The organism is Modestobacter sp. NPDC049651 (assembly GCF_040659695.1).
GTDB lineage: Bacteria > Actinomycetota > Actinomycetes > Mycobacteriales > Geodermatophilaceae > Modestobacter.
This window is the reverse complement of sequence record NZ_JBFAOG010000017.1, coordinates 70,595-94,737: the sequence shown is the minus strand read 5'-3', so window position 1 is coordinate 94,737 and position 24,143 is coordinate 70,595. Positions and strand designations below refer to the sequence as shown.

Genomic DNA, 24,143 nt, shown 5'->3' with positions numbered 1-24,143 from the left:
ACGGTACGTCGCGGGGCTGTGCGACTCGGCCCGACTCCGCAGCAGGGGCCGCGGCACGTCGAGCAGCAGCCCCGCGGTCCGAGCAGCGTCGGGTCGGTGATGCCGTCGGCGGCGTGGACGGCGGGGCGGTCAGTCGGTGTCGTACCGCTCGATCCGCGGGTCGTCGGCGGGCACCTGGCGCAGCGAGCCGAGCATCGCCTCGACCGCCGGCAGTTGCTCGTCCGTCCCGAAGCTCCAGGCCACCGTGCCCGGCTCCAGCTCGAGGAGCACCGGGGTGCTCGCGACCGATCCGGGTGCGCCACCGTTGGACTCCCCGCCGCGGGGGTGGCCGAGGACCGCGGGACGGCCGGCCAGGGTGAGCACCCGCTCGCCGACCCCGACCCCGGCGAGCAGGGGCACCGCCGGGCTCCGGTCCACGCTGACCTCCAGCAGGCGCTGCTCGGCACCGTCGGTCAGGTCGGCCGACCAGCGGTACGTGCCGGCGATGACGCCGTACGGTGCGCCCTCGCGCCGGTGCACCAGCGTCCAGCCGGGCGCGGCCGCGGCGTCCCAGCCGACCCGCGGGCCGTCGACCGACACGGCCGCGAGCAGGGGGACCGCCTCGGCCAGCGGCATGCCGCTCGCCTCGGCGGACCACTGCCCCTGGTCGTCGGTCCACACCCAGCGGTGGTGCTCCACGCCGTCCGGTGAGGTCCCGTCGAACCGCTGGGCGGTGCGCCCGAAGAGGGTGTCGGGCACCGAGCTGGTGAGCTCCCCCTGGCGGACGCGCGCGTCGACCGGACCGGTGACGGCGATCCGGCCGGTGACCAGTCCGCTCGGGTCCTCGCGCAGCGCGGTCAGCGACGGCGGACCGCAGGCGGCCGGGTCGTCCTGCCGCGCCCGGACCGCCGTGTAGGTCCACCCGTCGGGGAGCCGGTCGGGCAGCAGCCGGACGGCGGCGTCCTCTGGCGGCACCGCCGCGGTGTAGCCCGACACGCAGCTGATCGAGCCGTCCGCGGCGATGGCCGGAGGCACCAGCGAGCGGCCGCTCCGGCCGTCCCCGTCGCCGACCGCGCTGATCACCAGCGGCACCGCGGTGAGGACGGCGGCGGCCGCTGCGACCAGGGTGATCCGGCGCGGCCACGGCGAGCGCTGGTGCCCGGCGGGGACGACGTCCGCCCGCTGGACGTCCACCCGCTCGCGCACGCGGGTGAGCAGGGCGTCGTCGGGCGCGGTGCCGCGGGCCGGGTCGGCGTCGTGCAGCAGGCTGTCGAGGTCGCGGGTCACGCGGCACCTCCGGGGGAGTCGGGGCAGGAGGTGGGCATCGGCAGGACGGTCACCTCGGCGGGGACCTCCCCGAGCAGCGCGGCGAACCGGCGCCGAGCCCGGTGCAGCCGCACCTTGAGCGCGCCGCGGGTGCAGCCGAGCGCCTCGGCGGCCTCCTCGTGGCTGAGCCCGTCCCAGGCCAGCAGCGTGAGCAGCTCGCGGTCGGTGTCCGACAGCCGGCGCAGCGCCGCGGTCACCGTGTCGTCCGCCCCGCCGACCGGCCAGGCCGGGTCGTCGGCGGGCTCCGCCCCGATCCGCTCGGTCAGCGCGTCCCGCCGCCGGTGACCGCGCCGCACGTTCGCGCTGACGTGCCGCGCCACGCCGAGCAACCAGGGCAGACCGAACGGTGGGACCTCGTCGAGCCGGCGCCAGGCGACGACGAACGTCTCGGCGACGACGTCCTCGACGTCGTCGGGGAGCACGTGCCGACGGGCGTAGCGGACGACGGCGGGCGCGTGGTCGCGCCAGAGCTGGTCGAACCGCTGCTCCGAGTTCACCGCAGGCTCCAGGGGCTGCTCACACCCGGGGAGTGTCCGGCTGCCCGCCGGCGGTTACAGCAGGCGTCAGGCGATCGTCCGGTTGCGCCCGGCCAGCACCCCGGCGGTGCCCTGGACGGCGAGGACCCCGAGCAGCACCCACAACGGCGCCGTCCAGCTCCCGGTGGCGTCGTGCAGCGCGCCCAGCAGGATCGGGCCGGCCGCGGCCAGCGCGTACCCGACCGACTGCGCCATGCCCGACAGCGCAGCGGCCTGCCGGTGGTCGTGGGTGCGCAGCCCGAACAGCGACAGCGCCAGCACGATGCACACACCGCCGCCGGCGCCGGCCAGCACGATCCACAGCAGCGAGGCGTCGGGCAGGGCCAGCTGCCCGGCGATCCCGAGGACGAACAGCCCCGTCCCGCCCAGCGCCAGCAGCCGCTGGTCGGCGAGCCGGGGGAGCAGGCGGGCGGTCGCCAGGTTCGCCAGCAGCCCGGCGGCCTGGAGCCCGAACAGGTGCCAGCCGGCCGCGGTGGCCGACGTCCCGTGCGCCTGCTCGACCGACGGCCACCAGGTGATCAGCGTGTAGTAGACGGTCGACTGCATGCCCATGAACAGGGTCACCTGCCAGGCCAGCGCCGTGCCCCAGGGGGAGCGGGACGCCGCCGGCGCGGCCGGTCCACCGGCCGCCCCCACCGGCAGGCTGCGGCGCCGCAGCTGGGGCAGGAACACCGCCAGGGCGATCACCGCGAGCCCGGCCCACAGCCCGAGCGCCAGCCGCCAGCCGTGCTGCGTCACGCCGGCGATCGGCACGGCGAACCCGGACGCCAGCGCCGCGGCGGCGCCCTGCACCGAGGAGTAGAGGCCGGTGATCTGCCCGACCTGGTGCGGGTAGTCGCGCTTGACCAGCGACGGCAGCACCACGTTGAGCACGGCGATCGCGATGCCGAGGAACGCCGTCCCGGTCCACAGCGCCACCTGCGAGGGCAGCGAGCGGACCACCGTCGCGGCCCCCAGGACGACGACCGCGGCGCCCAGCGCCCGCTCGATCCCGAACCGCCGGGCGAGGACCGGGGCCACCGGGGAGACGACGGCGAACGCCACCAGCGGCACGCTGACCAGCACCGACGCCGTCGCGCCGCCGATGTCCAGGTCGCCGCGGATGTCGTCGACCACCGGGCCGACCGCGGTGATGGCGGCACGCAGGTTCGCCGCGATGAGCAGGATCCCCGCGAGCAGCAGCCACGACCGCGACCGCCGCCCCAGCTCGGGCGCCGTGCTGGTGCTCGTCATGCCGCGGGCTCCCGCCTCCAGTCGTTCCCCTGTGCAAGCAAATATGCGGGAGGCCGCCGGGGTGACGCCGCCCGGGTCAGTTGTCGCGGTAGGCGACCGGGCCGGACCGCAGCTCCAGGGGGACGCCGGGCAGCCGGCGGCCGTCGGCGAGCACCGGCACGGCGGCCGGCGGGCGCCGTCCCGACCAGACCACGACCAGCTGCCCGTGCCGGGGCACGTCCAGCTCCCGCGCCCCGACCACCACGCGCACGACCTCCCGGCTCGCCCGCAGCTCGGCGTCGTGCACGTACCGCGCGCGCCCGGGCAGCAACCCGCCGCTCGAGCGGGCGACCGACCCCGTGCCGCCGACCACGAGGTGGCCACCCAGCTCCGCGGCGGGCGGCCGGTCGCCCAGCCCGTCGTCGTCCTCCCCGTCGACCCCGCCGCCGCCGAGCGACCGCCAGACGCCACCGTCGCGCGCCAGCACGTGCGTCTCGCGGGAGAACCCGGCCACGCCGCGCCGGGTGAACAGCGTGCAGGCGACGTCGCCGTCGACGTCCACCGCGAGCGGGGCGAACCGGCGCCGGCGGCTGAGCCGGGGCGGGTCCGCGGTCACCCCGTGCTCGATCAGCGCGAGGCTCTCGGCCAGTGCGTCGTACGCCACCGCCGCACCGTAGGGGCCCCGGGTAGCGTTCGCCCCACTCACGGCAGTGCAGCGTGGAAGCCGGTGCGACCCCGGCGCGGTCCCGCCACTGTGTGCCCTCGGCGAGGGCGAGCCAGACACCGCGGCTGCCGTGCCCGACGACCCGGGGCGCGGACCCCGAGGAGGCAACCACGTGAGCTCTCGCACCTTCACCCTGCTGTCGACCAGCGACACCGACCTGCTCAGCGCCCGGTCGAGCGCCGCCGAGTGGCGGCTGGGCAACCCGGCCCGGCTGGGCGCCGACGGGATGGCCGGGCTCGCCGCGGGCAGCGACCTGGTGGTGGTGCGCATCCTCGGCGTCCGCCGGCACTACGAGGAGGTGCTCCAGCCGGTGCTCGGGCTGGGCGTGCCGGTCGTCGTCCTCGGCGGGGAGCAGGTGCCCGACGCCGAGCTGATGGAGCTGTCGACGGTGCCGATGGGCGTGGCCACCGAGGCGCACGGCTACCTCGCGCAGGGGGGACCGGCGAACCTCGAGCAGCTGCACCGCTTCCTCGCCGACACCGTGCTGCTGGACGGCGAGGGCTTCGAGGCGCCCGCCGTCGCGCCGGAGTGGGGCGTGCTGGAGCGCTCCGCCGGGGTGACCGAGGGACCGCGCATCGCCGTCCTCTACTACCGGGCGCACCAGCTGTCGGGGAACACCGGCTTCGTCGAGGACCTGTGCACCGCGGTCGAGGACGCCGGCGGCCAGGCGCTGCCGGTGTTCACCGCGAGCCTGCGCAGCGTCCCCGACGACCTGCTCGACGTGCTCCGCACCGCCGACGCGCTCGTGGTCACCGTGCTCGCCGCCGGCGGGTCGAGGCCGGCCACCGCGCAGGCCGGCGGGGACGACGGCGCGTGGGACGTCGGCCAGCTCGCCGCGCTCGACGTCCCGGTGGTCCAGGGCCTGTGCCTGACCCGCTCGCGCGCCGACTGGGCCGCCGACGACGACGGCCTCTCGCCGCTGGACGTCGGCAACCAGGTCGCCATCCCCGAGTTCGACGGCCGGCTGATCAGCGTGCCGTTCTCCTTCAAGGAGACCGACGCCGACGGCCTGACCAGCTACGTCGCCGACCCCGAGCGGGCGGCCCGGGTCGCCGGCACCGCCGTCGCGCACGCCCGGCTGCGGCACACCCCGCCCGCCGATCGCCGCATCGTGGTCATGCTGAGCGCCTACCCGACCAAGCACGCCCGCATCGGCAACGCGGTCGGCCTGGACACCCCGGCGTCCGTCGTCCGGCTGCTGGCCGCGATGCAGGGCCAGGGCTACGACATCGGCCCGTTCGACGGCGAGGGCGCGCTGCCCGGCGTCGCCGACCTGGACGGCGACACGCTGGTGCACGCGCTGATCGCCGCCGGCGGGCAGGACGAGAACTGGCTCACCGAGGAGCAGCTGTCGGGCAACCCGGTGCGCATCTCCGCGGCCGAGTACCAGCGCTTCTTCGACACCCTGCCCGCCGACCTGCGCGAGGCGATGACCGAGCACTGGGGGCCCGCCCCGGGCTCGCTGTTCGTCGACGACGGCTCCATCGTCTTCGCCGCGCTGCGGGCCGGGAACGTCGTGGTGATGGTGCAGCCGCCGCGCGGCTTCGGCGAGAACCCGATCGCGATCTACCACGACCCGGACCTGCCGCCCTCGCACCACTACCTGGCCGCCTACTGGTGGCTGCGGTCGGTCTTCGGCGCGCACGCGATGGTGCACGTCGGCAAGCACGGCAACCTCGAATGGCTGCCCGGCAAGACCGTGGGCCTGTCGGCCGGCTGCGGCCCGGACGCCGCCATCGGCGACCTGCCGCTGGTCTACCCGTTCCTGGTCAACGACCCCGGCGAGGGCACCCAGGCCAAGCGCCGCGCGCACGCCACGCTCGTCGACCACATGGTGCCGCCGATGGCCCGCGCCGACAGCTACGGCGACATCGCCCGGCTGGAGCAGCTGCTCGACGAGCACGCCAACATCGCCGCGATGGACCCGGCGAAGCTGCCCGCCGTCCGCCAGCAGATCTGGACCCTCATCCAGGCCGCGAAGCTCGACCACGACCTGGGCCTGGCCGAGCGGCCGGAGGACGACCACTTCGACGAGATGATCCTGCACGTCGACGGCTGGCTCTGCGAGATCAAGGACTCGCAGATCCGCGACGGCCTGCACGTGCTCGGCGCACCGCCCACCGGGCAGAACCGGATCGACCTGGTGCTGGCGATGCTGCGCGCCCGGCAGATCTGGGGCGGCCAGGTCGCGCTGCCCGGCCTGCGGCAGGCGCTCGGCCTGGCCGAGGACGGGACGGCGGGGCTCGCCGAGACCGACCGGGTGGAGGCGCTCGCTCTCGGTCTCGTCGAGCGGATGGAGGCCGCCGGCTGGACGGCGGGCGCCGTGGACGACGTCGTCCGCGAGGTGCTCGGCGAGCCGTCCGAGCAGGTCGCCGAGGTGCTGCGGTTCGCCGTCGCCGAGGTCGTGCCCCGGCTGGAGCGCACCACCGACGAGCTGGACATGACCCTGCACGCCCTGGACGGCGGGTACGTGCCGGCCGGGCCGTCGGGCTCGCCGCTGCGCGGGCTGGTCAACGTGCTGCCGACCGGCCGCAACTTCTACTCCGTCGACCCGCGGGCGATCCCCTCGCGGCTGGCCTGGGAGACCGGTGCGGCGATGGCCGACTCGCTGGTCGACCGGTACCGCGCCGACCACGACGGGGAGTACCCGCGCTCGGTCGGCCTGTCGGTGTGGGGCACCTCGGCGATGCGCACCGCCGGCGACGACGTCGCGGAGGTGCTGGCGCTGCTCGGCGTCCGCCCGGTCTGGGACGACGCGTCGCGGCGGATCACCGGGCTGGAGGCGATCGACCTCGACGAGCTGGGCCGGCCGCGGATCGACGTCACGGTGCGCATCTCCGGCTTCTTCCGGGACGCCTTCCCGCACGTGGTGACCATGCTGGACGACGCGGTGACCCTGGTGGCCGGCCTGTCCGCGGAGCCGGACGCCGAGAACTACGTGAAGGCCCACGTGGACGCCGACGAGGCGGCCCACGGCGACCGCCGCCGCGCCACCACCCGGGTGTTCGGCTCCAAGCCCGGCGCCTACGGGGCCGGCCTGCTGCCGCTGATCGACTCCCGCAACTGGCGCGGCGACGCCGACCTCGCCGAGGTCTACGCGGTGTGGGGCGGCTACGCCTACGGCCGCGACCTCGACGGCGTGCAGGCCCGCCCCGACATGGAGGCCGCGTACAAGCGGATCGCGGTCGCGGCGAAGAACGTCGACACCCGCGAGCACGACATCGCCGACTCCGACGACTACTTCCAGTACCACGGCGGGATGGTCGCCACGGTCCGCGCGCTCACCGGGAAGGCCCCGGAGGCCTACATCGGCGACTCCACCCGCCCCGAGCAGGTGCGCACCCGGTCGCTGACCGAGGAGACCACCCGGGTGTTCCGCGCCCGGGTGGTCAACCCCAAGTGGCTGGCCGCGATGCGCCGGCACGGCTACAAGGGCGCCTTCGAGCTGGCCGCGACCGTCGACTACCTGTTCGGCTACGACGCCACCACCGGCGTGGTCGCCGACTGGATGTACGAGAAGCTCACCCAGGCCTACGTGCTCGACCCGGAGAACCGGGAGTTCATGGAGAGGTGCAACCCGTGGGCGCTGCACGGCATCGCCGAGCGGCTGCTGGAGGCGGTCGACCGCGGGATGTGGGCCGAGCCCGACCCCGCATTGCTGGCCGAGCTGCAGCAGGCGTACCTGGACACCGAGGGCGACCTGGAGGGCGGGGAGACCCCCGCGCAGCAGCCGGCGCGATGAGTTCGGTCGTGCCGGGGAGTCCTCCCCGGCATGACCACCCTCCTCGCCATCGGCACGCGCAAGGGGCTGTGGCTGGCGACCAGCGACGACCGGCGCACCTGGTCGCTGTCGCAGCCGCACTTCCTGATGACCGAGGTGCCGAGCATCGGCATCGACACCCGCGACGGCCGCACCCGGGTCCTGCTCGGCATCCGGTCGGAACACTTCGGGCCGACCGTCGTCCACTCCGACGACCTCGGCGCGAGCTGGGCCGAGCCGGACGGCGGCGCGATCCGGTTCCCCGCCGACACCGGTGCCGCGGTCGAGCGGGTCTGGCAGCTGCAGCCGGACGCCGCGGACCGGCCGGGCGTCGTGTGGGCCGGCTGCGAGCCGATCTCGGTGTGGCGGTCCGAGGACGGCGGCGACTCGTTCGCGCTGTGCCGCGGGCTGTGGGACCACCCGCACCGCACCGAGTGGGGTGCCGGCTACGGCGGCGCCGCCGCGCACAGCGTCGTCCCCGGTCCGGGCACGACCGTGCACGTCGCGATGAGCACCGGCGGCGTCTACCGGACCCGCGACGCCGGCGCGACGTGGCAGCCCCGCAACGCCGGGATCAGCGCCTACTTCCTGCCCGGCCCCGCGCCCGAGTTCGGCCAGTGCGTGCACAAGATCGCCCGGGACGCCGCCGTCCCGACCCGGCTGTACGCGCAGAACCACCACGGCGTGCACCGCTCGGACGACGACGGCGACTCGTGGACGTCGATCGCCGACGGGCTGCCCTCGGACTTCGGGTTCGTGATGCTCGCCCACCCGCGCCGCGGCGGGACCGTGTGGGTGGTGCCGCTGGTCGCCGACGGCCAGCGGATCCCGCCGGGCGGCCGGCTCGCGGTGCACCGCAGCGACGACGCGGGGGAGACCTGGCGGGAGCTGTCCGCCGGGCTGCCCGACCACGAGTACAACGCGGTGCTGCGCGACGCGGCGTGCGTGGACGCCGGCGACCCGGTGGGCGTCTACGTCGGCACCCGCGGCGGCGAGGTGTACGCCAGCGCCGACGAGGGGGAGTCGTTCACCACCGTCGCCTCCCACCTGCCCGACGTGCTCTGCGTCCGGGCCGCGGTGCTGCCGTGAGCGTCGCCGTGCTGCTGCCGCGGCTGCTCGCCGACTGCGCCGGCGGGCGGACGTCGATGACGCTGGACCTGCCCGGCGACGCCACCGTGGGTGCCGTGCTGGACGCGCTGGCCGCCGCGCACCCGGTGCTCGACCGCCGGGTGCGCGACGAGACGGGGGCGCTGCGCCGCTTCGTCAACGTGTACGTCGACGGCGACGAGGTGCGACGGCTGGCCGGGCTCGCCACCCCGGTGCCACCGGGCGCCGAGGTGATGGTCGTGCAGTCCGTCGCCGGTGGCTGACGGTCACGCCGCGCCGCACCGCTGAGCCGGCGGCCCCGGCCGGTCACCACCCGGCCGCGCCGGGCAGACCATCGGGCATGGGCATCATGGGCAGGCTGATGGGCAAGGCCGAGGCGACCGCTGGACGTGCGGGTCGCCGGGCGGCACCACGCACGAGGACCACGGGACGGGGCGCCGCCCCGCGGACCGCCGGACGGCGGACCACCGCACGCACCGGGACGCCGTCCGGTGGGCTGACCCGAGTGCTCAACTCCCTCACCCGGCGGCGCTGACCGCCGGGTTCAGCCCAGCAGCAGGGCGGCCGCGAGCAGGGTGACGGTGGCGGTGACCTCGCCGGCGGCTCCCATCACGTCGCCGTTGACCCCACCGAGCCGGGTGCGCGCCCGGCGGAGCAGTGCCGCGGCGGCCAGCCAGCCGGCGAGGGCCGCGGCCCCGAGCCGCCAGCCGGGCGCGAGGTCGCCGTAGGTGAGCTGCGCCGCGCCCAGGGTGAGCGCGGCCAGCACGACGAGGACCCCGGCCAGCCACCGGCGGGTGACCGTGCCGGCCACCGCGGCGCCGAGCGAGGAGCCCGCGGCCAGCGGCACGCCCGGCAACCCGGTCGCCGCCATCGCCACGCGGGCCGCCACCGTCGCGACCGGCAGCGCGAGCCAGCCACCATCGGTGCCCAGCAGCCGGTCCAGGCAGGCGACCTGCAGCAGCAGTGCCAGCACCAGGGTCGTCACCCCGAACGGGCCGACGTCGCCGGAGCGCATGACCTCCAGGGCCCGCTCCCGCCCGCGCAGCGGACCGAGCCCGTCGGCGGTGTCGGCCAGCCCGTCCAGGTGCAGCCCCCGGGTGAGCCCGGCCAGCACGGCCACGCCGACGACCGCGCCCACCAGCGGCCCGGCGCCGCGCGCGGTGGCCCAGGCCAGCACCGTCGCGGCCGCACCCAGCACCAACCCGACCAGCGGCGCCCAGGGCAGCGCCCGCCGCACCGACGGCACCGGCGGCATGCGCACCGCGCTGAGCAGCGCGAACGACTCGACCGGCCCGGACAGCCAGCGGGGCGTCATCGCAGCCGCTGGGGCAACCCGGCGACGACGAACCAGACCTCGTCGGCGGTGGCCGCCAGCCGCTGGTTGACCTCGCCGAGGGTGTCGCGGAACAGCCGGCCGGCCCGGGTCTCGGGCACCACGCCCAGCCCGACCTCGTCGCTGACCGCGACCACGTGCGCCGGCGTCATCACCCAGTTGTCGACCAGCGCGTCGACCCGGCCGGCCAGCCGGTCCAGCGCGGCGTCGCCCTCGGCGGCGGGGGCGGCGTGCGCGCCACCGGCGTCCGCGGTGTCCCAGACCCCGGTCTCGTCCATCAGCGCCGCCACCCACGTGGTGACGCTGTCGACGAGCACCGCGCCGCGGCGCAGCAGCGCGGAGGGGGCGGTGGTCTCCAGCGTCGTCCAGCCGGCCGGGCGGCGGGCCCGGTGCGCGGCGACCCGGGCCGCCCACTCGGCGTCGTCGGGCGCGCCGGCGGAGGTGGCCAGGTAGGTGACCTCCTCCCAGCCCGCCAGCAGCTGCTCGGCGTGCGCGGACTTCCCCGACCGCGACCCGCCCAGCACCAGCACCCTGCTCACCGGAGCCCACCGCTCACCGGAGCGCACCTGTCAGCTCGAGCCGGGTGACCGACCCGTTGTGCGGGGTGACCGCCGGCAGCTCCGCGGGACCGAGCCCGGCGGCGACCGCCTGCGCGGCACGGATGGTGTCGCCGTGGGTGACCAGCACGACCACCGCGGCGGGCGGGTCGGTGGTCAGCGCGGCGAGGAACCCGGCGACCCGGGCGTGCAGCTGCGCGAGGCTCTCCCCACCCTCGGCGGCCCAGTCGACGTCGGTCCAGTCGACGACGTCCCACAGCTCGCGCGACGGGCGGCCCTCGAGCACGCCGTAGCCCTGCTCGCGCAGCGCCGGCGTCTCCTGCACCGGCAGCCCGAGCGCAGCCGCGCAGTGCTCGGCGGTCTGCCGGGCGCGCAGCAGGTCGCTGGAGAACAGCGCCCCCGGCACGGCGCCGCCGGCGGCCAGCGCCGCCAGTTCCGCGGCCGCGCCGGCCGCCTGCTCGTGGCCCAGCGCGGTCAGCGGCACGTGCGGCGTCTGGCCCTGCATCAGGCCGGCGGCGTTCCACTCGCTCTGGCCGTGCCGGACGAGGAGGAGGGTGAGCGGTGCGGCCATGGTCTGCGCAGCGTAAGGGCTGGCCGCCCACTGGCCGCCGTGCACCGGCTCGTACCGTCGCAGCCGTGACCATCCCGTTGCGCCCCGGCGCCGGCAGCCGCGCGGCCCGGCCCGCCGCCGCCCCGGCCGGCCCCGACCCGCTCGCCCCGCTGCTGGAGCTGCCCGGCGTCCGCGCGGCGGCGGAGTCCGCGCGCACCGGCATCGACCGGCTGCTGGCCCACCGGCTCATGCGCAACCGCTCGGCCGAGGTGAGCACCGAGTCGGCGCTGCGCGGCGCCCGCGCCTCGGCCGCCCTGGAGGGCGCCGACGTGCCCCTCGCCGACCTGCGGGGCGGCGCCGTCGACGACCCGGTGGTGCAGGGGTCGCTGCGGGTCTCCGCGGCGCTGGGGTCGATGGGTGAGACCTGGGAGCGCGCACCGGGGCAGGTGCTGGCCCGGCTGCACGTGCTGGCCGCCGCCGACCTCGCCGACCGGGACGCGCTGGGCCGGCCCGCGCCCGGAGCCGGGCCGCGGCTGGCCGGGCTGTTCTCACTGCTCACCGGCGGCACCTCCGCGCCGGCCGTCGTGGTGGCCTCCGTCGTGCACGGCGAGCTGGCCGCGCTCGCGCCGTTCGGTGTCCAGGACGGCGTCGTGGCCCGCGCGGCCGCCCGGCTCACCGGCATCACCCGGGGCCTGGACCCCAAGGCCGTGTCGGTGCCCGAGGTCGGGTTCGTCGAACTCGGCCGGGACGCCTACGCCACCGCCCTGGAGGGCTACCGCTCCGGGGGGCCGGACGGCGTCGCCGCCTGGATCGCGCACTGCTGCCGGGCCGTCGAGCACGGTGCCCTCGAGGGCCTGGCGATCTGCGAGGCGGTGCTGCGCGGCTGACCCCGCGACCGTGCAGCGTCCGAGCCGGGCACGGACACTGGGGCGATGCGCTCCGTCGACGTCCCCGGTCTCGGTCAGGTCAGCCGGATCGGCCTCGGTACCTGGCAGTTCGGCTCGCGTGAGTGGGGCTACGGCGCGGGCTACGCCTCCGCCGGTGCCCGCGACATCGTGCGCCGGGCCCGGGAGCTGGGCGTCACGCTGTTCGACACCGCCGAGGCGTACGGCTTCGGCAAGAGCGAGCGCATCCTGGGCGCCGCGCTCGGCGACGACCGCGACCGGGTCGTCGTCGCCACCAAGCTCTTCCCGGTGGCGCCCTTCCCGGCGGTGGCGCGCCACCGCGCGGAGGCCAGCGCGCGCCGGCTGCAGCTGGCGCGCATCCCGCTCTACCAGGTGCACTGGCCCAACCCGCTGGTCAACGACTCGGTCGTGATGCCGGGCCTGCGCGCCCTGCTCGACGAGGGGCGGATCGGCGCCGTCGGGGTGTCCAACTACCCGCTGGGCCGGTGGCAGGCGGCCGACGCCGCGCTCGGGCGCGCGGTCGTCAGCAACCAGGTCGAGTTCTCGCTCGCCTCGCCGGGGCCGCTGGACGACCTGGTGCCCTTCGCGGAGCGCGAGGGCCGGCTGGTGATCGCCTACAGCCCGCTCGCCCAGGGCCTGCTCGGCGGTGCCTACTCCGCCGACCACCGCCCCGGAGGCGTCCGCGCGGCCAACCCGCTGTTCGGCACGGAGAACCTGCGCCGCGCGGAGCCGCTGCTGCGGACGCTGCGCGAGGTCGCCGACGCGCACGGTGCACGACCGGCCCAGGTCGCCCTCGCCTGGCTGGTCGCCCAGCCGCAGGTGGTCGTGATCCCGGGCGCCTCGAGCGTCGAGCAGCTCGAGTCGAACGTCGCCGCCGCGGAGCTGGACCTCCGCGCCGACGAGCGGGACGCGCTGACCGCCGCCGCCCGGGCCTTCACCCCGGTGTCGGCGGTGCGCACCGCCGGGGACACCGTGCGGGAGAAGGCCGGGGAGCTGCGCAGCCGCCTCGGGATCTGACCTCAGGCGCCCGGGCGGCGCCGGCGACCCGGGGTGGGCAGCGGCAGCGGGGTGACCGCGGCGTCGCCGGCCGGCCCGGTCCTCGCCGCGGGCCGGGCCGCCCGTCGCCGGGCGTACCAGGCCAGCCCCACCACGGCCGCGCCGACGGCGGCGGCCCCGGTCACCATCGGCGTCCGGGCGCCGGAGAAGCGGGCCCGCAGCGACACCGGCCGCACGAACTCCCGCACCGGCCAGCCGCGCTCGGCCGCTGCCCGGCGCAGGCCGCGGTCGGGGTTGACCGCGGTCGGGTGGCCGACGGCCTCCAGCATCGGCAGGTCGGTGACGGAGTCGCTGTAGGCCCAGCAGTCGGCCAGGTTCCAGCCGTTCTCCTCGGCCAGGCGGCGCATCTCGGCGGCCTTGTTCGGGCCGTAGGCGTAGAAGTCGATGGCGCCGGTGTAGCGGCCGTCCTCGGTCACCATCCGGGTGGCCACCACCCGGTCGACGCCCAGCAGCTCGCCGATCGGCTCCACCACGTCCGCCCCGCTGCTGGAGACGATCACGATCTCCCGCCCCGCCGCGCGGTGCTCCTCCATCAGGTCCGCCGCCTCCGCGAACACCAGCGGGTCGACGATCTCGTGCAGCGTCTCGCGCACGATCTCGTGGACGGCGGCGACGTCCCAGCCGGTCATCATCGCGGTGATCTGGTTGCGCAGCCGCTCCATCTGGTCGGCGTCGGCGCCGGCCAGCGAGAAGACGAACTGGGCGTAGGCGCTCTTCAGGACGGCCCGTCGGTTGATCAGGCCACCCTGGAAGAACGGTCGTCCGAATGCCAAGGCGCTGGACTTGGCGATGACGGTCTTGTCCAGGTCGAAGAAGGCCGCAGCGCGGGTCACGTCCCACACGGTAAGAGGATCGGCAGTCCCGGTGGGGGTGCGCACCGCCGTCCACACCCCGACGGGTCGTCCACAGATCCGCCGCGGGCCTTCCGCGGCCGCGGCGTCCCGGCTGCGCTGGGCGCATGTCCGACTCGCGTCCCCCTTCCGCGTCCCCCGGCGGGCGGCCCCTGGTCGTCAGCTCCGACGACGCCCTGCTCGACGAGCTGCTCCGGCTGCTGGCCGCGGCCGGCGCCACCCCGGAGCTGACCGCCGGCAGCGGTGCGCTGCGCCGCGCCCACCGCGACGCGCCGCTGGTGCTGCTGGGCACCGATGCGCTGGGCTCGGCCGGGGTCCGGGCGCTGCCGCGGCGGCCCGGCGTGCTCGTCGTCGCCGTCGAGGAACCGGCCGCCGGCGTGTGGGCGGCGGCGGTCGAGGCCGGCGCCGAGCGGGTGGTCGTCCTGCCCCGCGACGAGACCTGGCTGGTCGAGCGGGTGGCCGACGCGGTGCGGGCACCGGCCCGGCCGGGCTGGGTGGTCGTGGTCGGTGGCAGCTCAGGCGGCGCCGGGGCCAGCACCCTCGCCACCGCGCTGGCGCTGGCCGCCGCCCCGCGTGGCCCGGTCGGCCAGCTGCTGGTCGACGGCGACGGCTGGGGCGGCGGCCTCGACCTGCTGCTCGGGGCCGAGGCCGCGCCCGGGCTGCGCTGGCCGGAGCTCGCCGGGGTCAGCGGCCGGGTGCCCGGCTCCGCCCTGTCCGCGGCGCTGCCCGCCGCCGACGACGTCGCCGTCCTCGCTGCGTCCCGGGACGAGCCGGCGGAGGTGCCGGCCGAGGCGCTGCTGGCCGTGCTGCGCGGCGGCCGGGACGACGGGCTCGGGGTGGTCGTCGACCTGCCCGCGCGCAGCCCCGCCGCCGAGCCCGTGCTCCCCGAGGCCGATCTCGCGGTGCTGCTGGTGCCGGCCCGGCTGCGGGCGGCCGCCGCCGCCCGCCAGCTGCTCGCCCCGCACCGGCCCTGGTCGGCGGCCGTGGTGGTCAGCCGCCCGGTTCCCGGCGGGCTGGGCCGGGCCGACGTGGCCGACCTGGTGGGCCGGCCGGTGCTCGCCGAGCTCGGTCACGACCGGTCGGCGGTGGCCCGGTGCGAGCGCGGGGAGCCCCCGTCGGTGGCCGCCCGCTCACCCCTGGGCGTGCTGGCGCGGCTGCTGCTCACCGAGACGGCGCGGCGGGCGGCGTGAGCGCGTTGTGGCCGGTGCATGACGAGCCCGGGCTGGTCGACCGGGTGCGGGCCCGGCTGGCCGGGGGCACGGGCGGCGTGACACCGGCGGCCGTCGCGGCGCTCGTGCGGGAGGAGACCGGCGGCCTGCTCGGGGAGCGGGCGGTGCTCGCGGCGGTGCGCGAGGCCACCGACGAGCTGGCCGGGGCGGGCCCGCTCGAGCCGTTGCTGCGCTCGCCCGGTGTCACCGACGTGCTGGTCAACGGCGCCGACGCGGTGTGGGTCGACCGCGGCGAGGGGCTGGAGCCGGCCGGCGTGCGGTTCCCCGACGAGGACGCCGTCCGCCGGCTCGCCGTCCGGCTCGCGGCCGGGGCCGGCCGGCGCCTGGACGACGCGGCGCCCTGGGTGGACGTCGGCCTGCCCGACGGCACCCGGCTGCACGCGGTGCTCCCGCCGGTCTCCGGCAGCGGCACCTGCCTGTCGCTGCGGGTGCTGCGCCGGGCCCGTCTCGGGCGCGCCGAGCTGGCCGCCCGGGGCGCGTTCCCCGGCGCCGCCGAGGAGCTGCTGGCCGCGGTCGTCGACCGGCGGCTGTCGTTCCTGGTCACCGGAGGCACCGGCACCGGGAAGACGACCGTGCTGTCGGCGCTGCTGGGCACGGTCGACCCCGCCGAGCGGCTGCTGCTGTGCGAGGACGCCCCGGAGCTCGACCCCGCGCACCCGCACGTCGTCCGGCTGCTCACCCGGCCGCCCAACGTGGAGGGCGCCGGCGCGGTCGGGCTGCGGGACCTGGTGCGGCAGGCGCTGCGGATGCGGCCGGACCGGATCGTCGTGGGCGAGGTCCGCGGCGCCGAGGTGGTCGACCTGCTCGCGGCGCTGAACACCGGGCACGACGGCAGCTGCGGGACGCTGCACGTCAACCGCTCCGCGGACGTGCCGGCCCGGCTGGAGGCGCTCGGGGTGGCCGCGGGGCTCGACCGGGCCGCGGTGCACAGCCAGACCGCGGCGGCGCTCGCCGTCGTCGTCCACCTGCGCCGGGGGCCGGCCGGTCGCGGGGTCACCGAGCTGGGCGTGCTCCGGCGGGGCGGTGGGCTCATCGAGGTGGTGCCCGGCTGGCGGGCCGACGGCGGCCCCGCGCCGGGCCGGGAGCTGCTGGCCGGGCTGCTGCAGCGGCCGGTGCCCGGATGACCGCGGCCCTGCTGTGCCTGGCGGCGGCGCTCGGCTGCTGGCCCGGCCGGCGCGCCGGGCGGCTCCGGGCAGCCCGGCCGGTGCGGCTGCCGGACCCGGGCGTCCTCGCCGCCCGCCCCCTCGCCGCGGTGCCGGCCGCGCTGCTCGCCGGGCTGGCCGGGGCGCTGCTCAGCACGCCGGTGGTCGCCGGTCTGGTCGCCGGCGCCGCCGCGCTCGCGGTGCGGGCGGCGCAGCGGCGGGGCCGCGACCAGGCCGCCCAGCGGCGGGCCGCCGCGCTGGCCGAGGCGCTGGGGGCGGTGGCCGCGGAGGTGCGGGCCGGGCGCACGCTGGAGGAGGCCGCGGAGCGGGCGGTGGCCGGAGGCGCCGAGCCGGGGACGGCCGCGCTGCTGGGTCCGGTGCTGCGCAGCGGGGCCGTCCCGCCGGACGCCGGGCCGCTGGCCCCGCTGCTCGGCCGGGTCGCGGCCGCGGTCCAGGTGAGCCGGCGGACCGGCTGCTCGCTGGCCGGCGTGCTGGCCGCGATGGAGGACGACTTGCGCGCCCAGCGGCAGGCCGAGCAGGAGCTCCGCTCCTCGACCGCCGGGCCACGGGCGAGCGCCGCGGTGCTGGCCGGGCTGCCGCTGCTCGGCCTCGTCATGGGCAGCGGCGTCGGCGCCGACCCGTGGCGGGTGCTCACCACCACCCTGCCCGGCACCGTCCTGCTGGTCGCCGGGGTCGCACTCGAGCTGGCCGGCACCGTGTGGACCGCCCGGCTGGTGCAGCGCGCGGTCCGCCGGTGACCGGCGGCCCAGCCGGCCTGCTGGCGCTCGCCGCCGCCCTGCTGCTGTGGCCGTCCAGCGGCGCGGTCCGGCGCCGCCGGGTGCGCGCGCTCAGCCGGGCACGGGCCGGCCCACCGCCTGCCGCCCGCGCGCCGGCGCCGGCGCCGGGCCCGGGGCGGCGGTGGCTGCTCGCCGGGGCGGCCGGCCTGGCGGGAGCCGCGCTGCTGGGCGGTGGGCCGGTCGGGGTCGGCGTCGGCCTGGCCGTTGCGGTCGCCGGGGAGCGGCTGCTGCGGCGGCGGGCCGGACCGGCGAGCGGCGGGGGCGACCGTGCGGCGCCCGAGCTGCCGCTGGCCTGCGACCTGCTCGCCGTGTGCCTGGCCGCGGGCACCCCGGTCGGCGCCTCGCTGGCCGCCGTGGCCGCCGTGGTGCCCGGGCCGGTGGGCGCCCGGCTGGCCGAGGTGGGTGCGCTGTACCGGCTGGGCGCGGCGCCGCAGCGGGCCTGGGCGGGCACGCCACCGCCGGTCGACGCGCTCGCCCGCACGCTGGTCCGCGCCGGGGAGTCGGGCTCGGCCGTGGTGCCCGCGCTGCAGCGGCTGGCCGCCGACCTGCGCGGCGCCGACCGGGCCGCCACCGACGCCGCGGTGCGCCGGGCGGGCGTGTGGGTGCTGGCGCCGCTCGGGCTGTGCTTCCTGCCGGCGTTCCTCTGCCTGGGCGTCGTGCCGCTGGTGCTCGGCATCGCCGGCGAGGTCTTCCCGTGAGCGAGGTCTTCCCGTGAGCGCCGTCTTCCCCGTGAGCACCGTCGTCCCGTGAGCACGGTCGCGGGCGGGGCGCTCGCCGTCGTCCACACCGGCGGGTGCCGTCCACAGAAGTGCCGCGGGCCGTCGCCGGGCCCGGCTCGGCACCGAGGCTCGACGGCGACGGGGACCGCCGGGGTCCCGGGGAGGAGCGAGGTCATGGACGAGCAGACGACAGGGCCCGAGGGAGCCGACCGGCCGACGGACGACGAGGCGGCGGACCGGCCCGGACCACCCGGGTGGTGGGCGCGGCTGGCCGGGCGCTGGACCGGCGAGGACGACGACGCCGAGGCCGGCATGAGCACCGCCGAGTACGCGGTGGGCACGGTGGCGGCCTGCGCGTTCGCCGCGGTGCTCTACCAGGTCGTGACGGGCGGCTCGGTGGTCTCCGCGCTCGGCGACCTGGTCGAGCGCGCGCTGGACACGCTCTCCTGAGCCGTGGCGTCCCGACGGCGGCGGCACACCGGTGCGGCGGGCGGCGAGGCCGGCATGGTCACCGCCGAGACCGCGGTCGTGCTGCCGGTGCTGCTGCTCGTGCTCGCCGCCGCCGTCGCGGCCGTGGTGGTCGTCGGCAGCCAGCTGCGGTGCGTCGACGCCGCCCGGGAGGGCGCCCGGTCCGCCGCCCGTGGCGACGATCCCGGCACCGTCACCGGGCTGGCCGCCCGGGCCGCGCCGGACGGCGCCCGGACCACGGTCGGCGGCGACGGCGAGACCGTCACGGTGACCGTCGCCGCGTCGGTCGCGCCGCTGGGCCCGCTGCCGTTCCGGGTGACCGTCTCGGCGTCGGCCACCGCGGTGCGCGAACCCGGGGCCGCGCCGTGACCCCGTCCGCTCAGCCCGAGCGCGGGTCGGCGACGGTGTGGCTGGTCGCGCTCGCCGGGGTGCTCGCCGTGGTCGGGGCGGCCGCGGTCCTGGTCGGGGCGGCGGTGGTCGGCCGGCACCGGGCCGGCGCCGCCGCGGACCTCGCCGCGCTGGCCGGGGCGGGGCGCGCGGTGCTCGGCGACCCCGCGGCCTGCGCGGTGGCCGGCCGGGTCGCCGCGGCCAACGGCGCGGAGCTGGTCAGCTGCGCCGTCGACGCCGCGGCGGTCGTCGCGGTGCAGGTCCGGGTGCCGGTCCGGCTCGGCCCGGTCGGCGTCCGCGACGCGGTCGGCCGGGCCCGCGCCGGTCCCGCCCCACCCGAGCCCGCGGCGGGGGACCCGGGACGCGGCGCCGGCTCAGAAGACCAGGTCGTCGGCGAGGTCGTCGGCCGGGACGGCGGCGTCGTCGGCGGCCTCGGCGGGGTCGTCCTCGGTCTCGCCGACCGCCGCCGGCCGGGCCGGTGCAGCCGGCGCGACGGCAGCGACGCCGCGCGGCGCGGACACCGCGACCTCGGGCACCGCGGTCACCCGCAGCTCCTCCGGTGGCAGCTCGGGGGCGTGCGCGAGCTCGTCGAGCACCACGTCGAGCACCCGCACCGCACCGGCCTTGTCCAGCGGCTCGTTGCCGTTGCCGCACTTGGGCGACTGCACGCACGACGGGCAGCCGCTGTCGCACTCGCAGCTGGCCACCGTCGCGCGGGTGGCCTGCAGCCAGTCGCGGAGCACGGTGTAGCCGCGCTCGGCGAAGCCCGCCCCGCCCGGGTTCCCGTCGTAGACGACGATCGTGGCCTTCCCGGTGTCCGGGTGCAGCGCGGTGGAGACGCCGCCGAGGTCCCACCGGTCGCAGGTGGCCAGCAGCGGCAGGATGCCGATCGAGGCGTGCTCGGCGGCGTGCAGCGAGCCGGGCAGCGCGGCGTCGTCGACGTCGGCGCGGGCCACCGCCCGGTCGTCGAAGGTCAGCCACACCGCGCGGGTGCGCAGCTGCCGGGGCGGCAGGTCCAGCGGGAACTCGGCCAGCACCTCGCCGGTGCCGATCCGGCGCCGCTGGTAGGCGACGACCTGGTTGGTCACGTCGACCACGCCGGTGTGCGCGGTGACGGTGCCCAGCCGCCGGGTGCGGTCGGTGCCCACGATGGAGATGTCCACGACGTCGCGGGCGACCGTCGTCCACTCCGGGCGCTCCGGGTGCACCACGGCGCAGGCGTCCTCGACGTCGAGCTCGTCGACGACGTAGGTCTCGCCGCGGTGCACGTACAGCGCCCCGGAGTGCACGGTCGCGTGCGCGGCGTCGCCGTCGACGGTGCCCAGCAGCCGACCGGTCGCCCCCTCGATGATCGAGACCGGGCCCTCACCGCTGCCGCGGATGTCGACCTCGGGCCGGCCCCGGCCGGCCCAGTACCAGCCGGCCGGCCGCTTGCGCAGCAGCCCGGCCTCGCACAGCTCGGCCAGCTGCGCCTCGGCCGCCGGCCCGCCGAACTCGGCCAGGTCGTCGGGGTGCAGCGGCAGCTCGGCGGCCGCGCAGCACAGCTGCGGGCCGAGCACGTAGGGGTTCGTCGGGTCGGTGACGGTGGCCTCGACGGGGCGGCCGAACACCGCCCGGGGGTGGTGGGCCAGGTAGTGGTCCAGCGGGTCGTCGCGGGCGACGAAGACCACCAGCGACTCCCGCTGCGCGCGCCCGGCCCGGCCGGCCTGCTGCCACATCGAGGCCAGCGTGCCGGGGTAGCCGGCCAGCACCACCGCGTCCAGGCCGGCGATGTCGATGCCCAGCTCCAGCGCGTTCGTCGTCGCCACGCCCAGCAGCTCACCGGCCGACAGCGCCCGCTCCAGCTCCCGCCGCTCCTCGGGCAGGTAGCCGCCCCGGTAGGAGTCGACCCGGGACACCAGGTCGGTGTGCCCGCGGGAGCGCAGGATCGCCCGGGCCTGCTCGGCCACCGACTCCGCGCCCCGGCGGGAGCGGACGAACGCCAGCGTGCGGGCCCGCTGCTCGACCAGGTCGGCCAGCAGCCCGGCGGCGTCCGCGGCCGCCGAGCGGCGCAGCGGCGCGCCGTGCTCGCCGGTGTGCTCGGTCAGCGGCGGCTCCCACAGGGCGAAGGTGGCCCCGGGGCGCGGCGAGCCGTCCTCGGTCACCGCCGTCACCGGCGCCCCGACCAGCCGGCTGGCCGCGCCGGCCGGGTCGGCCACGGTCGCCGAGGCGAGCACGAACACCGGGTCGGCGCCGTAGCGGCGGCAGATGCGGCGCAGCCGGCGCAGCACGTGCCCGACGTGCGAGCCGAACACCCCGCGGTAGGCGTGGCACTCGTCGATGACCACGTAGGCGATCCGGCGCAGCGTGCTCGACCAGCGCTGGTGGGCCGGCAGCACGCCGCGGTGCAGCATGTCCGGGTTGGTGACGATCCACCGCGAGTGCCGGCGGACCCAGTCGCGGTCCTCCATCGGGGTGTCGCCGTCGTAGGCGGCCGGGCGCACCGACGGGTCGGCCAGCGCCGTCACCGACGCCAGCTGGTCGCGGGCCAGCGCCTTGGTCGGCGCCAGGTAGAGCACGCAGGCCCGCGGGTCCTCCGCGAGCGCGGTCAGCGCGGGCAGCTGGTAGGCCAGCGACTTGCCCGACGCGGTGCCGGTCGCGACCACCACGTGCTGCCCGGAGCGGGCCAGCTGCGCCGCGGCCACCTGGTGGCTGAACGGCGCCGTCACGCCGCGGTCGGCCAGCCGCTGCCGCAGGTCAGGGCCGACCCAGTCCGGCCAGTCGGCGGTGCGGCTCTCCCGCACCGGCAGGTGGTGGACGTGGGTGACCGGGTCCTCGTCCGGATCGGTGCCGGCCAGCAGCGCCTCGAGGAGCTCGGCGCCGGGCAGCGGCCCGGACGTCGGCTGGTCTGCGTCGACCTCGGCGGCCCGGGGGAGCGGGTGCAGGGACGTCACCCCACCACTGTCACACCCCCGCGCCACCCCCGGCAGGGCCCGGGGGCGACCGCCGACGAATCGTGCACGGGGTCACAGGAGGTCTGGCGGGCGGAGCGGTCACTGCGGCACAGTTCCTGCCCACCGGGTGCAGCCGCCAACGGCCGCGGCGGCACCCGGCGGGCTCACCCACACCGCCGTGGAGGACCTCATGCCCGATCCGGACCTCTCCGCCGGCGACCTGACCCTGGTCGCGGTGGCCCTGCTCGTCTCGCTCGGCGCGCTGGCCTTCGCCGCCTGGCTCGTCCGCGCGGTCTCCGCCGCCGACCAGGGCACGGCGAGCATGCGCGAGATCGCGCAGGCGGTGCAGGAAGGAGCCCGGGCGTACCTCCGGCGGCAGTTCCGCACCCTGGCGGTCTTCGCCGTCATCGTCTTCGTGCTGCTGCTCCTGCTGCCGGTCACCGACGGCGGGATCGGCACCCGCATCGGCCGCGCGCTGTTCTTCGTGCTGGGCGCCGCGTGCTCGGCCAGCGTGGGCTTCATCGGCATGACGCTGGCGACCCGCGGCAACGTCCGGGTGGCGGCCGCGGCGGCCGCCGGCGGGCACCGCCCCGCCTTCCGCATCGCGTTCCGCACCGGCGGCGTCGTCGGCATGATCACCGTCGGGCTGGGCCTGTTCGGCGCCTCCCTCGCGCTGCTGCTGTTCCAGGAGACCGCGCCGGTGGTGCTGGAGGGCTTCGGCTTCGGCGGGGCGCTGCTGGCGATGTTCATGCGGGTCGGCGGCGGCATCTTCACCAAGGCCGCCGACGTCGGCGCCGACCTGGTCGGCAAGGTCGAGGCCGGCATCCCGGAGGACGACCCGCGCAACGCCGCCACCATCGCCGACAACGTCGGGGACAACGTGGGCGACTGCGCGGGGATGGCCGCGGACCTGTTCGAGTCCTACGCGGTCACCCTGGTCGCGGCCCTGATCCTCGGTCAGGTCTTCTTCGGCGCCATCGGCATGGTCTTCCCGCTGGTCGTCGCCACCATCGGCGTGCTCGCCTCGATTGCCGGCATCTTCGCCAGCAACCCCGGGGCCAACGACCGGTCCTGGATGGCACCGATCAACCGCGGCTTCTTCGCCTCCGCGGCGGTGTCGGTCGTGCTGGTGGCCGTCGCGTCGTTCACCCTGCTGCCGACCATCTCCGACGGTCTCGACGTGCCGGTCAGCCCGCAGGTGCTGGGCTTCGTCTCGGTGCTGGTCGGGGTCGTCCTCGCCGCGGCCATCCAGCAGCTGACCGGCTACTTCACCGAGACCTCCCGCCGCCCGGTCAAGGACGTCGGGCGCAGCTCGCTGACCGGCCCGGCCACCGTCGTCCTGTCCGGCATCTCGCTGGGCCTGGAGTCCGCCGTCTACGCCGCCCTGCTCATCGGCGGCGCCGTGTACGGGGCGTCCCTGATCGGCGGCGGCGCCGCCCTCTACGCGGTCGCGCTCGCCGGCTGCGGGCTGCTGACCACCGCCGGCGTCATCGTCTCGATGGACACCTTCGGGCCGGTGAGCGACAACGCGCAGGGCATCGCCGAGATGTCCGGGGACATCGACGCCGAGGGCGCGCAGGTGCTCACCGACCTGGACGCGGTCGGCAACACCACCAAGGCGATCACCAAGGGCATCGCGATCGCCACCGCCGTGCTCGCCGCGACCGCGCTGTTCGGCTCCTACAACGCCAGCCTGGACGACGCGCTGGAGGACGCCGGTGCCTCGCTCGGGGACGCGCTGACGCTGGTCCAGCCGGAGAACGTGGTCGGCGCGGTCATCGGCGCCGCGGTGGTCTTCCTCTTCTCCGGGCTGGCGATCAGTGCGGTGTCCCGGGCGGCCGGGCGGGTGGTGTTCGAGGTGCGGAAGCAGTTCCGCGACCACCCCGGGATCATGGACCGCACCGAGCGGCCCGACTACAGCGCGGTCGTCGACATCTGCACCCGCGACTCGCTGCGCGAGCTGGCCACCCCCGGGCTGCTCGCGGTGCTCGCCCCGGTCGCCGTCGGCTTCGGCCTGGGCTTCGGGCCGCTGGCCGCCTACCTGGTCGGCGCGATCGCCACCGGCACCCTGATGGCGGTCTTCCTGTCCAACTCCGGCGGCGCATGGGACAACGCCAAGAAGATGGTCGAGGACGGCGCCTACGGCGGGAAGGGCAGCGAGGCGCACGCGGCCACCGTCATCGGCGACACCGTCGGTGACCCGTTCAAGGACACCGCCGGGCCCGCGATCAACCCGCTGATCAAGGTGATGAACCTGGTGGCGCTGCTGATCGCGCCGGCCGTCGTGGGGCTGAGCGTGGGGGAGGACCAGCACGACACGGTCCGGGTGCTCATCGCGGTGGCCGCCGCGCTGGTGGTCGTCGCCGCCGTCGTGGTCAGCAAGCGCCGCTCCACGGTGGTCGGCGGGGACACCGCGGAGGACCGGGCCGCGGTCCGCACCTCCTGACCGGCTGACCAGCCCGCCGCGGAGGTTGTGGACGGCCGGACCGGGTGTGGACGACGGCCCTCGGGGTTTCGTGCGGGCTTCCTAGCGTCGCGGCGTCGGTCCCGTTCCGGGACCGCGTCCCCGCCG

The 24,143-nt window shown here is 77.4% G+C and carries 21 protein-coding genes, 1 pseudogene and 1 riboswitch; of the genes and pseudogenes, 13 read left to right on the top strand and 9 right to left on the bottom strand.

Annotation, left to right across the window (positions count from 1 at the left end; genetic code table 11):
* Positions 1-129 precede the first annotated feature (129 nt).
* The 4 genes from AB0J00_RS19025 to AB0J00_RS19010 all read right to left on the bottom strand — a co-directional run bounded on the left by AB0J00_RS19025 (position 130) and on the right by AB0J00_RS19010 (position 3,717).
* Positions 130-1,266, bottom strand: coding sequence for a hypothetical protein (locus AB0J00_RS19025; RefSeq protein ID WP_357747766.1), 1,137 nt, complete (start codon positions 1,264-1,266; stop codon positions 130-132).
* On the bottom strand, positions 1,263-1,802 hold the full coding sequence (locus AB0J00_RS19020; RefSeq protein WP_357747763.1) for a sigma-70 family RNA polymerase sigma factor: 540 nt from the start codon (positions 1,800-1,802) through the stop codon (positions 1,263-1,265). Before AB0J00_RS19020 ends, AB0J00_RS19025 begins: the two co-directional genes overlap by 4 nt.
* A 66-nt stretch (positions 1,803-1,868) precedes the next feature.
* Positions 1,869-3,074, bottom strand: a complete 1,206-nt coding sequence (locus AB0J00_RS19015; RefSeq protein ID WP_357747761.1) for an MFS transporter — start codon at positions 3,072-3,074, stop codon at positions 1,869-1,871.
* 76 nt (positions 3,075-3,150) lie between these two features.
* Positions 3,151-3,717, bottom strand: coding sequence for a hypothetical protein (locus tag AB0J00_RS19010; protein ID WP_357747758.1), 567 nt, complete (start codon positions 3,715-3,717; stop codon positions 3,151-3,153).
* A gap of 55 nt (positions 3,718-3,772) precedes the next feature.
* Positions 3,773-3,837, top strand: a riboswitch (cobalamin riboswitch).
* Between the two features lie 52 nt (positions 3,838-3,889).
* Here AB0J00_RS19010 and cobN point away from each other — a divergent pair.
* The 3 genes from cobN to AB0J00_RS18995 are packed head-to-tail and all read left to right on the top strand — an operon-like array spanning position 3,890 to position 8,907.
* Positions 3,890-7,519 carry a cobaltochelatase subunit CobN gene (gene cobN, locus AB0J00_RS19005; protein WP_357747755.1) on the top strand — a complete coding sequence of 1,210 codons (3,630 nt, stop codon included), beginning with the start codon at positions 3,890-3,892 and terminating at the stop codon, positions 7,517-7,519.
* Positions 7,520-7,549: 30 nt separating this feature from the next.
* Complete coding sequence (locus tag AB0J00_RS19000) at positions 7,550-8,626, top strand: sialidase family protein (RefSeq protein WP_357747753.1); 1,077 nt, start codon at positions 7,550-7,552, stop codon at positions 8,624-8,626.
* Positions 8,623-8,907, top strand: coding sequence for a ubiquitin-like small modifier protein 1 (locus AB0J00_RS18995; RefSeq protein WP_357747751.1), 285 nt, complete (start codon positions 8,623-8,625; stop codon positions 8,905-8,907). The genes AB0J00_RS19000 and AB0J00_RS18995 overlap by 4 nt, the downstream gene beginning before the upstream one ends.
* A 281-nt stretch (positions 8,908-9,188) precedes the next feature.
* Here AB0J00_RS18995 and AB0J00_RS18990 read toward each other — a convergent pair whose 3' ends face one another.
* Genes AB0J00_RS18990 through AB0J00_RS18980 form a run of 3 tightly spaced genes read right to left on the bottom strand, consistent with a single transcriptional unit; the run spans position 9,189 to position 11,105 of the window.
* Positions 9,189-9,959, bottom strand: a complete 771-nt coding sequence (locus tag AB0J00_RS18990) for an adenosylcobinamide-GDP ribazoletransferase (protein ID WP_357747748.1) — start codon at positions 9,957-9,959, stop codon at positions 9,189-9,191.
* Positions 9,956-10,516: a bifunctional adenosylcobinamide kinase/adenosylcobinamide-phosphate guanylyltransferase gene (gene cobU, locus AB0J00_RS18985; protein WP_357747746.1), complete on the bottom strand. Its 561-nt coding sequence runs from the start codon at positions 10,514-10,516 to the stop codon at positions 9,956-9,958. The genes AB0J00_RS18990 and cobU overlap by 4 nt, the downstream gene beginning before the upstream one ends.
* A 13-nt stretch (positions 10,517-10,529) precedes the next feature.
* Complete coding sequence (locus AB0J00_RS18980; RefSeq protein WP_357747744.1) at positions 10,530-11,105, bottom strand: histidine phosphatase family protein; 576 nt, start codon at positions 11,103-11,105, stop codon at positions 10,530-10,532.
* Between the two features lie 65 nt (positions 11,106-11,170).
* Here AB0J00_RS18980 and AB0J00_RS18975 point away from each other — a divergent pair, with 65 nt between their 5' ends.
* Entirely contained in the window at positions 11,171-11,971 is an 801-nt protein-coding gene (locus tag AB0J00_RS18975) for an oxidoreductase (RefSeq protein WP_357747741.1), read from the top strand.
* Positions 11,972-12,016: 45 nt separating this feature from the next.
* The gene (locus AB0J00_RS18970; RefSeq protein WP_357747739.1) at positions 12,017-13,006 is read left to right on the top strand and encodes an aldo/keto reductase; all 990 of its coding nucleotides are present in this window, start codon (positions 12,017-12,019) and stop codon (positions 13,004-13,006) included.
* A 2-nt stretch (positions 13,007-13,008) separates the two neighbouring features.
* Here AB0J00_RS18970 and AB0J00_RS18965 read toward each other — a convergent pair whose 3' ends face one another.
* Positions 13,009-13,878: an HAD-IB family hydrolase gene (locus AB0J00_RS18965; RefSeq protein ID WP_357747736.1), complete on the bottom strand. Its 870-nt coding sequence runs from the start codon at positions 13,876-13,878 to the stop codon at positions 13,009-13,011.
* Positions 13,879-14,003: 125 nt separating this feature from the next.
* On the opposite strand from AB0J00_RS18965, the gene ssd reads away from it, so the two are divergent.
* The 7 genes and pseudogenes from ssd to AB0J00_RS18930 form a co-directional block, all read left to right on the top strand.
* The gene (gene ssd, locus AB0J00_RS18960; protein ID WP_357747734.1) at positions 14,004-15,086 is read left to right on the top strand and encodes a septum site-determining protein Ssd; all 1,083 of its coding nucleotides are present in this window, start codon (positions 14,004-14,006) and stop codon (positions 15,084-15,086) included.
* Positions 15,083-16,249 carry a TadA family conjugal transfer-associated ATPase gene (locus AB0J00_RS18955; RefSeq protein WP_357747732.1) on the top strand — a complete coding sequence of 389 codons (1,167 nt, stop codon included), beginning with the start codon at positions 15,083-15,085 and terminating at the stop codon, positions 16,247-16,249. The genes ssd and AB0J00_RS18955 overlap by 4 nt, the downstream gene beginning before the upstream one ends.
* Entirely contained in the window at positions 16,246-17,025 is a 780-nt protein-coding gene (locus tag AB0J00_RS18950; RefSeq protein ID WP_357747729.1) for a type II secretion system F family protein, read from the top strand. Before AB0J00_RS18955 ends, AB0J00_RS18950 begins: the two co-directional genes overlap by 4 nt.
* Positions 17,022-17,762 (top strand): type II secretion system F family protein, encoded by a 741-nt coding sequence (locus AB0J00_RS18945; RefSeq protein ID WP_357747728.1) that lies wholly within the window; start codon positions 17,022-17,024, stop codon positions 17,760-17,762. The genes AB0J00_RS18950 and AB0J00_RS18945 overlap by 4 nt, the downstream gene beginning before the upstream one ends.
* A 195-nt stretch (positions 17,763-17,957) precedes the next feature.
* Positions 17,958-18,233: a DUF4244 domain-containing protein gene (locus AB0J00_RS18940; RefSeq protein ID WP_357747726.1), complete on the top strand. Its 276-nt coding sequence runs from the start codon at positions 17,958-17,960 to the stop codon at positions 18,231-18,233.
* 3 nt (positions 18,234-18,236) lie between these two features.
* A complete protein-coding gene (locus AB0J00_RS18935; RefSeq protein ID WP_357747723.1) occupies positions 18,237-18,620 on the top strand; it encodes a TadE family type IV pilus minor pilin in 384 nt (127 codons plus the stop codon).
* Positions 18,617-18,955 (top strand): annotated as a pseudogene (locus AB0J00_RS18930) (Rv3654c family TadE-like protein); the annotation flags it as partial. The gene AB0J00_RS18935 and the pseudogene AB0J00_RS18930, both read left to right, overlap by 4 nt.
* A 57-nt stretch (positions 18,956-19,012) precedes the next feature.
* Here the strand turns inward: AB0J00_RS18930 and AB0J00_RS18925 are convergent.
* Positions 19,013-21,571: a DEAD/DEAH box helicase gene (locus AB0J00_RS18925; RefSeq protein WP_357747721.1), complete on the bottom strand. Its 2,559-nt coding sequence runs from the start codon at positions 21,569-21,571 to the stop codon at positions 19,013-19,015.
* Positions 21,572-21,761: 190 nt separating this feature from the next.
* Between AB0J00_RS18925 and AB0J00_RS18920 the strand changes: the two genes are divergently transcribed.
* Positions 21,762-24,017 (top strand): sodium-translocating pyrophosphatase, encoded by a 2,256-nt coding sequence (locus AB0J00_RS18920; protein WP_357747718.1) that lies wholly within the window; start codon positions 21,762-21,764, stop codon positions 24,015-24,017.
* The last annotated feature ends 126 nt before the right edge of the window (positions 24,018-24,143 follow it).